The organism is Nocardiopsis camelliae (assembly GCF_028993595.1).
Taxonomy (GTDB): Bacteria; Actinomycetota; Actinomycetes; order Streptosporangiales; family Streptosporangiaceae; genus Nocardiopsis; species Nocardiopsis dassonvillei.
Window position 1 is genome coordinate 5,818,877 of record NZ_CP118614.1, and the last position, 13,076, is coordinate 5,831,952.

13 protein-coding genes are annotated in these 13,076 nt (G+C 65.7%); 5 read left to right on the forward strand and 8 right to left on the reverse strand.

What is annotated here, in order from left to right; all coding sequences use genetic code 11:
* Window positions 1-78 precede the first annotated feature (78 nt).
* Window positions 79-849 carry an enoyl-ACP reductase FabI gene (gene fabI / locus PV789_RS25380; protein ID WP_274974879.1) on the reverse strand — a complete coding sequence of 257 codons (771 nt, stop codon included), beginning with the start codon at window positions 847-849 and terminating at the stop codon, window positions 79-81.
* A gap of 712 nt (window positions 850-1,561) precedes the next feature.
* Complete coding sequence (locus PV789_RS25385; protein ID WP_274974880.1) at window positions 1,562-2,137, reverse strand: ATP-binding protein; 576 nt, start codon at window positions 2,135-2,137, stop codon at window positions 1,562-1,564.
* Between the two features lie 181 nt (window positions 2,138-2,318).
* On the opposite strand from PV789_RS25385, the gene PV789_RS25390 reads away from it, so the two are divergent.
* From PV789_RS25390 to PV789_RS25410, 5 genes are all read left to right on the forward strand, one after another.
* The gene (locus PV789_RS25390) at window positions 2,319-3,098 is read left to right on the forward strand and encodes a helix-turn-helix domain-containing protein (protein ID WP_274974881.1); all 780 of its coding nucleotides are present in this window, start codon (window positions 2,319-2,321) and stop codon (window positions 3,096-3,098) included.
* On the forward strand, window positions 3,095-3,274 hold the full coding sequence (locus PV789_RS25395; RefSeq protein ID WP_274974882.1) for a DUF397 domain-containing protein: 180 nt from the start codon (window positions 3,095-3,097) through the stop codon (window positions 3,272-3,274). Before PV789_RS25390 ends, PV789_RS25395 begins: the two co-directional genes overlap by 4 nt.
* Before the next feature lie 19 nt (window positions 3,275-3,293).
* Window positions 3,294-3,467 carry a DUF397 domain-containing protein gene (locus PV789_RS25400; RefSeq protein WP_274974883.1) on the forward strand — a complete coding sequence of 58 codons (174 nt, stop codon included), beginning with the start codon at window positions 3,294-3,296 and terminating at the stop codon, window positions 3,465-3,467.
* Between the two features lie 338 nt (window positions 3,468-3,805).
* Window positions 3,806-4,321, forward strand: coding sequence for a hypothetical protein (locus tag PV789_RS25405; RefSeq protein ID WP_274974884.1), 516 nt, complete (start codon window positions 3,806-3,808; stop codon window positions 4,319-4,321).
* On the forward strand, window positions 4,318-4,800 hold the full coding sequence (locus PV789_RS25410) for an ATP-binding protein (protein ID WP_274974885.1): 483 nt from the start codon (window positions 4,318-4,320) through the stop codon (window positions 4,798-4,800). Before PV789_RS25405 ends, PV789_RS25410 begins: the two co-directional genes overlap by 4 nt.
* A 54-nt stretch (window positions 4,801-4,854) precedes the next feature.
* Here the strand turns inward: PV789_RS25410 and PV789_RS25415 are convergent, their stop codons facing one another.
* From PV789_RS25415 to PV789_RS25440, 6 genes are all read right to left on the reverse strand, one after another.
* Window positions 4,855-5,073, reverse strand: a complete 219-nt coding sequence (locus tag PV789_RS25415; RefSeq protein ID WP_274974886.1) for a hypothetical protein — start codon at window positions 5,071-5,073, stop codon at window positions 4,855-4,857.
* An 822-nt stretch (window positions 5,074-5,895) separates the two neighbouring features.
* The gene (locus tag PV789_RS25420) at window positions 5,896-6,621 is read right to left on the reverse strand and encodes an RHS repeat protein (protein WP_274974887.1); all 726 of its coding nucleotides are present in this window, start codon (window positions 6,619-6,621) and stop codon (window positions 5,896-5,898) included.
* A 365-nt stretch (window positions 6,622-6,986) separates the two neighbouring features.
* Window positions 6,987-7,592: an RHS repeat-associated core domain-containing protein gene (locus tag PV789_RS25425; RefSeq protein ID WP_274974888.1), complete on the reverse strand. Its 606-nt coding sequence runs from the start codon at window positions 7,590-7,592 to the stop codon at window positions 6,987-6,989.
* A 595-nt stretch (window positions 7,593-8,187) separates the two neighbouring features.
* Window positions 8,188-10,101, reverse strand: a complete 1,914-nt coding sequence (locus PV789_RS25430) for an RHS repeat-associated core domain-containing protein (RefSeq protein ID WP_274974889.1) — start codon at window positions 10,099-10,101, stop codon at window positions 8,188-8,190.
* 200 nt (window positions 10,102-10,301) lie between these two features.
* Window positions 10,302-11,543 carry an IS3 family transposase gene (locus tag PV789_RS25435; RefSeq protein ID WP_274974890.1) on the reverse strand — a complete coding sequence of 414 codons (1,242 nt, stop codon included), beginning with the start codon at window positions 11,541-11,543 and terminating at the stop codon, window positions 10,302-10,304.
* A 27-nt stretch (window positions 11,544-11,570) separates the two neighbouring features.
* Window positions 11,571-12,845 (reverse strand): hypothetical protein, encoded by a 1,275-nt coding sequence (locus tag PV789_RS25440; protein WP_274974891.1) that lies wholly within the window; start codon window positions 12,843-12,845, stop codon window positions 11,571-11,573.
* Between the last annotated feature and the right edge of the window lie 231 nt (window positions 12,846-13,076).

The window sequence follows — 13,076 nt, forward strand, 5'->3', positions numbered from 1 at the left end:
CACGGCCCTCCCCGGCTCTTCCCCCGGTCCGGTCAGCGCCCCAGCGCGGTCGATCCCCTGCCCGGTCGGCTCCCCGGGTTACAGCGGCGCGCCCATCGCGTGGTACCCGCCGTCCACGTGCAGCGTCGTGCCGGTGACGGCGCGCGCGGCCGGGGACATCAGGAACAGCGCGGGCCCGGCGACCACGGAGGCGTCCTTGGTGTCCCAGCCCAGCGGCGCGGACTCGGCCCAGCCGTCCGCGATCTGGTCGAACCCGGGGATCGAGCCGCCCGCGAGGGACTTGACCGGCCCCGCGCTGATGGCGTTCACCCGGATGCCGTCGCCGCCGAGGTCGCGGGCCAGGTACTTCGTGGAGTTCTCCAGCACGGCCTTGGCCGACCCCATCCAGTCGTAGACCGGCCAGGCCCGGGAGGCGTCGAAGGTCAGTGAGACGACCCCGGCGCCGTGCGGGGCGGCGGCCATGAGCTCCCGGAACCCCACGGCGAGCGCCTTCAGGGAGTACCCCGAGACGTGGATCGCGGTGGCCACGTCCTCCCAGGAGGTGTTGAGGAAGTTGCCGCCCAGCGCGTCGCCCGGGGCGTAGGCGATGGAGTGCAACAGCCCGTCCACGTGGTCCCAGTGAGCGGCGACCCTGCCCGCCGTCTCGGTGACCTGTTCGGGGTCGGTGACGTCCATGGGCAGGATGTCCACGGGTTCGGCGGGGAGGCGTTTGGCCACCCGCTCCAGGATGGACAGCTGCCTGCCCGGCGGGTTGGTCAGGATCACCTGGTGGCCCTGCTCCATCGCCTCCTCCGCGATCGCGTAGGCGATCGAGGACTGGGTGGTGATGCCGGTGATGAGGAGGTTCACCTGGGTTCCTTCCGCGCGTAGGTGCTGGCAGGAGGAACGTACCGGTGCGCCGGAGGGGCCGTCACCGGCGAATCGGTACAAGGTTCGGGCCCGGATTTTGAAACCCCGGGAGGCGGGCGACGGCTGTTCCCCGGGAACCCCCGCCGACCCGCAACGGCCCGCAACGGCCCGCCCTACGCCCCCGAGGCCATCCCACCAGCCCGGGCTCTACGGGTGCGTGGTTGCTGACGCAGCGACGCTCTACAACTTGCGGACCCCCTACGACGCGCGGTCACGTGCGGGGCTTGGTGGCTGATGCCGGTCTGAACCTTGTACCCCCGTTCCCACGTGGCTGAGGGGTCACTCCCGGTGGGCGTTCCTCCCGGCATCCTCCCGACCGCCTTCGTGACGCCCACCAGACCCCTGAAGTGACCGGCGCGCAGGGATCTCCTTCGGCAAGTTCGCTAGACGAACTTGCTCTCAGTCGGTCCCCGCCCCCAGCACTGATCGTCTCCTCCAGTGCCCACCACGACCACCCACCCCCCAGGGGCGGGCGGGGAACCCGCACGCTTTACGGGTGCCTGGCTGAGGTCCCCTGCAAAGGAACACCCCCTACAGCGCACCGCCGCTGTCCGCTCTACGGGTGCCTGGCAGACGATGTGCACAAGGCCCTACCTCGACCCCCAAGAGGCGAGCCACCACCGAACGCGGGACCGGGAATGCTGTTTCGTCTTCACGAACGGCAGGGAAGACCCCGGTTGCGGTCGGAGTCGTTCCGAACCCGGTCGATCTCGAACCAGACGGTGGTCCGGCCGCCCTCGTGGAGCGTGCCCCACCGGCTGGCCTGCGCGGCGACCAGGCGCATCCCCAGCCCGCCCACGCGCAGCGGGTCGGGGGGCCGCACGCACGGTGTGGTGACGGTGTCCTCGCCGATCGGCCCCTGGTCGGTGATCTTGACCTGCACGCGGCCGGGGAGCCGGTGCACGCTCACGATCACCTCGCCCCCGGACAGGCCGCTGCGCGTGTGCGTGATCGCGTTGTTGAACACCTCGCCGGCCAGTTCCTGGGCCGCTTCCCTCGCCAGCGGCGGCAGGGCGGAGAGGGCCGAGACCCTGTGGCGCACCAGGGCGGCCTGGTCGGGACGCCCCGCGATGATGAGCGCGGTGCCGAGGCTGCTCCAGCGCTGGTCCAACACCAGGGGTGCCCTGTCGCGGGGTTCCACTCCCCTGCGGGGCAGGGGGAAACGCCCGGCGCCGCCGCCGTCCTGGAAACCGGAACCCGAACCCGAACCGCCTCGACGCGATTGCATGCTTGTCACTGATCCCAACTGAAATCACCATCCTCCGGAACATAGCCACGAACAGGCCGCAATTACCTGCGGCTTCGTGACCTGCGTCCACCCTCGCCACAGGGGCCGGGATATCTCCAGCGTCTGTCGTTTTTGGGAGAACGGATGACAGGAAGCGCAACCGCTCTGTAAGTTGTGCAGGGTGACGCAAGATCACTTCTCCTCCCTGCTCACAACGTTTCGCGATTTCTCAGGGAGAACGCAGAAACAGTTGGCCTTCGACATAGGCACCTCGCCCGCGTCCGTGTCCCGGTGGGAGGCGGGGAAGTTCACGCCCAGCGTGGAAACCGCCGAGTCCCTGGACCGGATGCTCAAGGCGGACGGCAGGCTCCTCAAGGCGTGGCGGAAGAAGACCTCGGGGACGGAACTGCCGGTGTGGCAGCTCAACGTGGCCCGGTTGCAGGAGCAGGCCGTGGCCATCGACTACTTGTTACCAGCACTCGTGCCTGGGCTGCTCCAGTGCGAGTCCTACGCGCGACTGGTGTTCAAGGACGGTCAGCCCTTGGCCTCGGACGCCGATGTCGACCACTGGACCAACGGTCGATGCAGTCGGCTCAAAGTGTTGCGCGAACATCACCACGACCCGGTGGTGACTGCTGTGTTCCCGCACAGCGCACTGGCCTGCACCCCCGACCAGGTACGACGGGAACAGGCGGCACACCTGCTACGACTCATGGACGAGGGCAAGGTAGAGGTTCACTTACTGCCACCCGGAGTCTTCATGCTGGGAGTGACGGCGCCCGTCCAACTCTTCCGACTGTTTGACGGGGGAGTCGCCGTCTCCAGTGACTACATCGCTGGAAACGTCATCCTGGACTCCGACAGCCATCCGCGCATGGAGTCACTGGTAAGAAAGGGACTGGCATCCGCGCTGCCTGCTAGAGAGTCCCGGCAGCTGTTGAAGGAATTGGAAGCATCATGAGCAACGAGTGGCACAAGAGCAGCTACAGCGACAGTGGGAGCCAGTGCGTCGAGGTCCGCGAACACGCCTCGGGCGCCGACGTCCGCGACACCGTCCACCGCGAGGCCGGACACATCGAGTACTCGGCCGACTCCTGGGCATCGTTCCTGCGTGGAGTGAAGACCTCCGCCGTCTGATCCCAGCCGAGGAGAAGCCGTGCAGAAGTGGCACAAGAGCAGCTACAGCAACACCGGGAGCCAATGCGTCGAGGTCCGCGAACACGCCTCCGGCGCTGACGTCCGCGACACCGTCCACCGCGAACTCGGACACCTCTCCGTCCCCGGGGACCAGTGGGTGGCGCTGCTCAGCGGCCTGCGTTCCGGCCTGTAGCCGCCTCTAACCGTCTCCAGCCCCCGCGCCCGCTCCGGCCGGGGGCTTTTTCCTACCCAAAAGACCCCAGGAAAAAATCCTCAAAACCAATCATTCCGGACAATGGAAAAACCTGGCCAGCCAGATTTTTCCCTCTCCACCCAAGACCCTGACCAGCGCATACGCACCCCCCGCGCACATTTTCCGAACTCTACTCCCCCGTAGCGTTCTCCACCCCTCCACCAACCCCCTAACCTTTCTCCGAACACACAACTGAACACGAAAGACCCCGCGACGGTCAAATACCGCCCGGGGTCACGGCCAGCACAGCAAACTCTTAAGACAAGGAACCTGCCAGCATGCGCCAGTTTAGCGCTGCCCTTCTCACCCGTGCCCTGGCTCTGGTGACATCCCTCTTCATTCCCGCGCGCGGACGCCACTCGGCCGCCGTCCGCCGCCGTTCCACCCGGGTCCGCCGCTACGCCCCGGCCCCCGCCCCCGCTTCCGCGCGGTCCAGCAGGCCCACGACTCCACAGCGCGGGGCCCCGCGCCCCGCTCCGCGCCCGGTGCCCCCTCCCCGCCTGGCACCCGCCCCGGAGACCTTCCCGGCCGACGACATCGCCCTGGTCAGGCCCTACTACACCGCCCGCGAACGCGAGTGCGAGCACGACCTCTCCCGCGTCCAGGCCGAGGCCGTCATTCGACTGCGCGCGTGGTCGCACGGCTCCGTTCACGTCCCTGCCCAGGCCCCGCTTCCGGTTCCGTCCCCGACACGGGCCCCGGCACCGACCCCGGCTCCCATGCCCGTTCCCATCGGCGACCTCCTCGCCGCCGCGCCCGCCCGGGCCCGGTACGCGGACGGGGTGACGGTATGACCGGCATGTCTGCGCACGACCCGGCACCGGTCCCCGGCCCGTTCGCCTTCTGGGGGCACCTCGACTACGCCTGCGACCTGTCCGAGCTCGCCCGGGTCCGCTCCGAACTCGCCCGCGACCTGGCCGGGTTCGACTTCGACCTGGTCGCGACCGTCCAGCTCGTGGCCAGTGAACTCGTCGCCAACTCCTGCAAGTACGCCCCTTCGGAGGAAGGGGTCACCCGCACCCTGTCCATGCCCGACGAACGCACGCTGCGCCTGACCGTCAGCGACGCGGGCGGCCCCACCCTGCCCCGCATTCCCAACGAGCGCACCGACGAGGAGTGGGAGGCGGCGGAGGGCCAGCGCGGCCTGCTGCTGGTGCGCCAGCTCTCCCGCACGTGGGCCAGCTTCGCCTTTCCGCGCCGCTACGGCCTCGGCACCCACGTCTGGGCCGCCTTCGACGCCGAGCCGCCCCGGAGCCTGCGCGGCGCTTGGTGACCTCCGAGGAAGGGGGCGCGGGCACGATCGTGCCCGCGCCCCCTTCCTCGGAGGTCACTCCTTCTTCTTGCGGCGCAGTTGCAGCATGCGCGGGGCCACATAGACCGCGAAGAGAATGGCCGTGAGGAGCACGCTCAGAGCGGCCCAGAAGTAGTCGCCCTCCCATGCGCGCCATACCGCCATGCCGAGGAAAAAGGCTATGCCAACAAGCCTGAACCCGATGAGGGTGCGAAGCTCCTTCTTGGTCGGGTCCTTCGGAAAGCTTCCCTCCATGTGCCCTGCTCCCTTCCTTGGTCGTCGATCCGCCGCAGCAAGCCCAAGCGCAGTTGCCCAGTTCCGGCCGGGAGGGGGCCGGTCGGGTGAAGCCCAGTGCGAACGTGCTGTGGAAGCGGTGGTTCAGATGCACCGTGCCGTCCTGGAACTGGTAGGAACCAGTGAAAGCGAACGGGCTCAACACCGCCGCCTCGGTCCCTTCCAGGCTCTCAGTGGTGCGCTCGCCATAGGGGCTGTAGTCGTAGACCACGTCCGGGGACTCAGCCTCCGAACCCTCAGAGGTGAGAGCCAGCACGGTGTTCTGCTGATCGAGGGTGTAGTGGAACCGCTCATCACCGTTCCAGGCCACCATGGAGACCAACCGCCCGTCGGGGTCGCGCACGAAGCTGGTGCGCTTACCCCCGAAGCGATGTTGGCTGTGCGAGCGCTGGCAGGATCGCTGGACACAGCGTCACCCCGAGTTACTCGAAGAGCACCTCTCCGGAAGCAAGCTTTCCCTGGAACGAAAACCCAGAAATCCGAATTCAAGAATAGATGGAAATATACTCACAGCTTCAATGATTCTACTGGCGACGCCCCAACCTATGCACGCAGACAACCCCGACAATCACAACCGCAACAAATGCTACAACATAAACTTGATCAATATTTCGATCGCCTAGATATTGGAAAACGAAAAAAGCTCCCCCGATCAGGGAAAATGCAACCAGGAGCACGGCGACGAACTTCCCGGGGTTTTTAGGCAATATAGAGCACCACCACGGTAGAGACTTTTCATGTAAAAGCTTGGCGGCGCCTAAAGTGGCGCCGCCAAGCACTCTGCTACGGAAGCCCCGGAGCTCTGTCTAGGAAAATAGTAACTCCTCCGAGAGCCACGCCCGCGAAGCCACCCATCAGCGCCCCAGGGGGCGCACCAACGCCAGCCGCCAGAGCCCCAATTCCACTTCCAACTCCTGCACCAGCACCAGCACCAGCACCAGCACCAGCACCAGCACCACCCATCATGACAAGGAAAGTAACGTCTTCCCTGAAGTTCGACATCGTGTAGAGGCCAGTTAGGTCGGTGTTGTTGACCGGATCGCCCATGCCATAGGCGTAGTTGTTCAACTCCTGCCGGGACGGGTCCGGCTGGGTGAAGCCCAACGTGAACGTGCTGTGGAAGCGGTGGTTCAGATGCACCGTGCCGTCCTGGAACTGGTAGGCGCCGGTGAACCCGAACGGGCTCAACGCCGCCGCCTCGGTTCCCTCCAGGCTCTCAGAGGTGCGCTCGCCGTAGGGGCTGTAGTCGTAGACCACGTCCGGGGACTCGGCCTCCGAACCCTCGGCCGTCAGAGCCAGCACGGTGTTCTGCTGGTCGAGGGTGTAGTGGAACCGCTCATCACCGTCCCAGACCACCATCGAGACCAGACGGCCCTCCGGGTCGCGCACGAAGCTGGTGCGCTCACCCCCCGAAGCGATGTTGGTGACCCCGAGCGCGGTGTTGGACAGCTGCCGCTCCACCCGGCTGCCCTCGTGCACGTCGGTGACGCCACGCATCTGAAACAGCATTCTGCGCCTTGAACCACTTTGATACAACCAGGCTTTTATATTGAAATATAAATTCTCCCCGAAATTAGGCCAGAAATGACAGAACGGCAAGCGCGATTGCTGCCACAAGACAGGCCCAGCAGAGCACCTGATGGATTCTTCTCGGATTAGCTGACTTTTTGTTGTAATATTTCCAAAAAAACACCATCGAGAGAATTAGAAATATGCTTGATGATATTCCAAGGATTTGCATTTTCCCTCCCTCCCGATGGGGCGGGATGCCCCGCCCCACCAAGGTTTCTAGCTGATGAGTACTGAGAGTGGCGATTTTCCGTGGAGCGAGGTGTCTACCATCACCACAGGTTCTCTCATTTGTGGAATATCTGTTAGCAGTTCTGATTCATGGCCTGGATGCCGCGGGAGACTCCCCAGACTGCCATAACCCCAGTGGCCACTGCCCAGGTCACAGGACCGGCTGCAACAGCAATTGTTCCGGCCGCCATGCCGGAGAGCGTGTAGGCAGCGCCCACATAGGAGGCAAACCCGAAAACGAAGTCGACTGCCGATGCGGTACACAGCCCGGTCGGGTCGGTGTTGTTGATGGGGTCGCAGGCCGCGTAGGCGTAGTTGTTAAGTTCCTGCCGGGAGGGGTCCGGCTGGGTGAAGCCCAACGTGAACGTGCTGTGGAAGCGGTGGTTCAGGTGCACCGTGCCGCCCTGAAACCGGTAGGCACCGGCCTCGGAGCCCGCCCCGACCGACGTGGCCTGGGGACAGCACCCTGCGATGATCCGCAGGGCCTGCGATGTCCTCACCCGGTTCGTGCCGACGCTATCGCACTTCCTCTCGGGCCGATGCGCCGTGTACTCACCACGGAAGACTTCGGGAAACTCCCGGAAGACGTTCTCGGTGTGTTTTGTCCGGAGTACGTTGATGCCTACCCCGAACTGTCCGGCGCGGACGCGGAACAGGAAATCCTCTGGTTGCACCGTCACGCCGAAGTCGTCACCGGACAGACCGTCAAGACCGTAGTTCTGGACGGTGTGCCGTGTCCCGCATGCGGGCTGATGATGCTCACCAGGTGGAGCGGTGACAACGGTGTGTGGTGCGCGGGGTACAGAACTATGACCCCGATGGAGCAGTACACGGCCTGGGCTCGCAAGCTGACTGCGGACGTGCAGGCATGAACGTGCAGGGGCCCGGACCAGTGTCCGGTCCCCTACTGCGATGCCGCCACAACTTCTTCCTGTGTTGTTTTATTCAAGCCTTCAGAGAACTCAAATAAAATCACCCAAGAGAATCGATGCGATAATGAATATGAGCGCCCCAAAGAATAATGTTGGTATTGCAAACCTTTCCACCCTGGAAGCGTTTCTTGGTGATTTTCCGACAATTATTATCCGCAAAAGGAGGACACTCCCGAGGGCTAGTAGTACTGCTGCGATAACCTGAAGCATTTAACCCCCAAGGCCGCCCAGGTGCCACCCGGGCGGCCCGATTCCTTTTCTTGGCGTTTTGATGGGCTTGGTCCTTGTTCCTTTGGATCAATACCACGACGCCATTTTACTATTTAATTTTTGCTGTAACTATTTATGACTGCTGATACATCCAGTATCCTGCGCAGGCGAGACCACCGACTGTCAGGATGCCAGTAAAGATGGCCCCAACAGGTCCGGTTATAGCCAGGACGTACATGGCAGCGCCAACCTTTGCTCCCCAGATAGTGAAACCTGCGCAGAGGGCGTCCGGCAAAGAAGTTTGAAGCCCGGTGGGGTCGGTGTTGTTGACCGGATCGCACTGGGCATAGGCGTAGTTGTTCATCTCCTGCCGGGACGGGTCCGGCTGGGTGAATCCCAGCGTGAACGTGCTGTGGAAGCGGTGGTTCAGGTGCACCGTGCCGTCCTGGAACTGGTAGGCGCCGGTGAACCCGAACGGGCTCAACGCCGCCGCTGCGGTCCCCTCCAGGCTCTCAGAGGTGCGCTCACCATAGGGGCTGTAGTCGTAGACCACGTCCGGGGACTCAGCCTCCGACCCCTCAGAGGTGAGAGCCAGCACGGTGTTCTGGTGGTCGAGGGTGTAGTGGAACCGCTCATCACCGTCCCAGGCCACCATCGAGACCAACCGCCCGTCGGGGTCGCGCACGAAGCTGGTGCGCTCACCCCCCGAAGCGATGTTGGTGACTCCGAGCGCGGTGTTGGACAGCTGCCGCTCCACCCGGGTTCCCTCGTGCACGTCGGTGACGCCGCGCATCTGGGTCTGGTCGGTGGTGTCATAGCTCAGCCACGAGGCCAGCTGGCCCTCACCGTCGTTGGAGCGCAGCGTCTGGTTGGTCACCGAGTACTCGTAGACGTACTCACCCCGCGAGGTCATGTTCCCGGCCTCGTCATGGCCCACCTCGGCCCCGCGAGCGCTGGTGGGCTGGTCGGCGTCGTTGTAGGCGAACTCCTCATCCCCGGCGGTGAGCAGGTTGCCGACGTCGTCGTAGGTGTAATCGGTGGTGCCGTCGCTGGTGAGCCGGTCCAGGCCGTCGTAGGTGAAGGTCTCCGTGTCCCCGTTGACGGTGCGCGACTGCAACTGGTCGCTGTCGGCGCCGTCGTTGTCGTAGGAGTAGACAGCTTGCACCAGGGCTTGGTCAGCGGCCCCGGTGGTGGTGATGCCGGTCAGGCGCCCGGAGTCGTCGTAGGTACGCTCCTCCACGGCCCCGTCGGGGTGTTCGATGCTGGTGCGGCGGTTGTTCTCGTCGTTGGTGAAGGTGGTCTCGGCACCGGTGTGGTCAGTGAGCGAGGTGAGCCGGAACGCGGCGTCGTAGCCGTAGGTCGTGCTGTGGCCGTGTTCGACCATCTCGGTGACGTTGCCCGCGGCGTCGTAGGCGTAGGTGGTGGTCTCGCTCCCGGCCGAGTCGGTGCGCACGGTTTCGAGCAGGTCACCGCGGCCGTTGTAGGAGTGCTCCACGCTGGCCTGGTCGGTGTGCGTCGTGATCTGGCGGCCGTTGCCGTCGTAGGCGATGGCCTGGAGCAGGTCGCCGCCCTGGGAGATGGACACGATCCGGTCCAGCCGGTCGTAGCCGTACTCCAAGGTCACACCGTTGCCGTCGGTGACCGAGGTGACCCGTGACAGCGCGTCGTAGCCGTATTGGGTGGTGCCCATCGGCCCCGGCTCGTCCATCGCCGTCATGTTCCCGGCGCGGTCGTAGGAGTAGCTGGTCACGTTGCCGTTGGCGTCGGTGACCTGCTCCGCCAACCCGTTGGAGTGGTAACGGATGTCGGCCACCTCGATGTCCATCTCCTCTTGGACGGCGGAGGTGAGGTTGCCCGCGTCGTCGTAGGACATCTCCAGCGTGTCCCCGTCCGGGGTGGTCACGCTGGTGGGCTTGGCCGGGTTGGCGGTGTCGGTGAACCCGACCGAGGTGGCCGCTCCGGTGGGCAGTTCGGTGCCGATGAGGTTGTTGAACTCGTCGTGGGTGTAGGTCACCGAGGCCTCCAGGGCGTCGGTGGTGGTGGCCACGTCCGAGTTCGCCGTCCAAGTCTGGGAGCGGGTGTTGCCCACCTGGTCGGTCGCCGAGGTCTGGCGCCCCTCGTTGTCGAACTCGAAGGTGGACTCGCCACCGCCCGGGTCGGTGACCGTGGTCTGTCCGTCCCCATAGGAGTAGGACGTGGTCGCCCCGTCCTCCGGAACTTGTCAAGTCAAATGAGACGGTGACCTGGTCAAACGTTCTGTGGCGTGTGGTCCCGGCGGTGGGCTGGATCGTTGATCCACACGGTCTCGGGAACCTGGGGCGGTCGCGGTGGACGCGAGAACCGCTCCGGACGGGCGGCATAGGCCTGGGCCAGGGTGGCGGCCCGCTGGTCGCGGACCTGAGCGGCCGTACCGAAGTGCACCGAGGCCGGGGTGTGGTAACCGATCCCTGAATGGCGGTGCTCGTGGTTGTAGTAGGCCATGAACCCGTCCAACCACTGGCGGGCGTGTGCCAGGGAAGCGAACCGGTCCGGGTAGTCCGACGTGTACTTGAGGGTTTTGAACTGCGCTTCTGAGTATGGGTTGTCGTTGGACTGCTTGGGGCGAGAGTGCGAGCGCTCGATGCCCAGGTCCAACAACAGTTGGGAGACCTCCTTGGAGGTCATCGCCGCACCCCGGTCAGCGTGCAGCACTGCCGGGGCGATGCTGCTGGCCTTGGCCAGATCCGCGATCAGCTCCGCGGCCCGCTTGCCGGACTCGGCTCGCTCCACGGTGTGCGCGGCCACGTAGCGCGAGTAGATGTCGATGATGACGTAGGCGTGGAAGTACTCGCCCCGCCCAGGTCCTTTGAGGCGGGTGATGTCCCAGGTGAAGACCTGCCCGGGCCCGTCCGCCCGTAACTCGGGGACCGTCTTGGGCGGGTGGGTGGCCGTGCGGCGGCGCTCTCCGGTCTGGCCGTGTTCGCGCAGGATCCGGTACATGGTGGAGACCGAGCAGTGGTAGCGGCCCTCGTCGAGTTCGCGGGCCCAGATCTGGGCGGGTGGTAACTCGGCGTAGGCGGGGCTGTTCATCAGCTCCAGGATCGCGGCGCGCTCGGCGCTGGTCAGGGTTGAGGGCGGTGGTGTGCGCGGGGCTGGTTTCTTGGGCTCGGGCGGGTTGAGGCGGCGGTGGTGGGTGGCGCGGGAGCGCCCCAGGAGCTGGCAGGCCCTGACGATGCCGGTGTGGGGGCGCAGGTCTTGGACCGCCTGGTGCAGGACGGGTTCGAGGTGCTCGTTCAGTCCGCGCTCTTGGAGAGTGCCTGCAAGAGCGCGGAGGCTTTTCCCATGACCTCCAGGGCGTGGTCGCGTTCGGCCACGTCCTTCTCCAGTTTGGCGACCCGGGTGCGCAGCCGTTCGGCCTCGGCTTGGGCGGGGTGCTTCTTGGCCCGTGTGGGTGAGGTGCGCCTGTCGGTGAGGTTTTCCAGGGCGCCGGCGTCGCGGGCGTTGCGCCACTCGATGATGTGGGAGTGGTAGAGGCGTTCACGGCGCAGCAGGGCGGCGCGTTCGGCTCCGGTGGCGCACGCGTCGTGCTCGGCGATGATGCGCAGCTTGTACTGGGCGGAGAAGGTCCGGCGTTGGGGTTTGGCTGCGGGGTTGGTGTTCTGGCTGGTCATACGGGTGATGCTCCCCTGTTGGTCTCTGCCTGCCTAAACGGACATGAAGGGATGTTTCATCCCAATCTGGCAGAGAGGGCTCACTGCCGTCGGGCACGGTCAGGTTGGCGACCTCGCCGTCGTCGTTGTAGGCGACCTTCCACACCGCGCCGGTGGCGTCGGTGATCGAGGTCAGCAGGCCGCCGTCGTCGTAGCCGAACTCCAGGTCCTGGCCCGCGCGGTCGGTCAGCGCGACCATGTCGCCGTCGCTGTTCCAGGTGAACTCGGCCGCGGCCTGACCGACCGGGTCGGTGATGGCCGCGAGTTCGTCGCCCTCCCAGTCGAAGGCGGTCACCCGGTCCTGGGTGTCCACGACCGAGGCCAGGTTCCCCTCGGTGTCGTAGCGCATCCGGTGGGTTTGGCCGTTGCGGTCGGCCTGGGAGTACAGCCACCCCTCGGCGGTGAAGTGCCAGACCTGGTCTGCGTACTCGCCCCGGTGCCAGCGCAGGTCGAAGGAGCCGTCGGAGTTCTCCTGCAGTTCGGCGTTGAGCCCGGAGGGCTGGTCGTACTCACCTGCCTCGCCGTCTCCGAAGTTGACGCAGTAACCGGAGGGGCCGTGGAAGATGACGCCGGTGGCGTTGTCCACGTCCAGTCCGACGTTGTGCCCGTGCGAGAGCAGCCAGGGGTTGCCGTGCCAGTCCTGCCAGGCGTTGGAGTCGTAGAAACTGGACACCGACAGGTCCAGCCCGGTACCGGCCATGGTGAGGTTGCGGTGGCGCAGAACGGCGTTGCCCGCGCTGAGGTTGACCGTCAGCTCCATACGGTCGCTGATCTGGTGGCGTTCCAGGGGGTAGTGCTCGCGCAGGCCGCGCCCGTATTCACTCGTACAGGTCAGGACCCGGGCCTCGGGGTTCTCCGCGCGGGCCTCGGGGGCGGCTTCGTCCTCGGCCCCGGGCGGGGACCAGGGTTCGTCGGGTGGTTCTCCGCCCACGGGTTCGGTGTCGGCCTCGCCCGGCTCCCAGGTGTCGGGAACGGGGACGGTGCGGTCGGCGGGTGAGTGGGGGTCGGTGTCAGCGAGCGCCGGGGGCGCGGACAGCAGCCCCAGCACGAGGGTGGAGGCGGCCGTCGCGGCCGTCAGGGACCAGGGGATGTGCTTTCTCACGAGGGGGATCGCTCCCAGGGGTTGGGATGTGCACGGGGAACACCCGGACATGACGACCCTGGTCTGAGGGTCCGTCTCCGGGCGGCTCAGGCATCCGGTACGTTACGGAACCCCGACGCGAGAGCACCATGAGCCCAGGGTGAAGAGTGTGACCCTGGGTGAGAGGGACCTTCGGGAAGTTTGACCACGGGCGCAACGGAGAGTGACCGCGTTCGCGCACGTGGACACGTA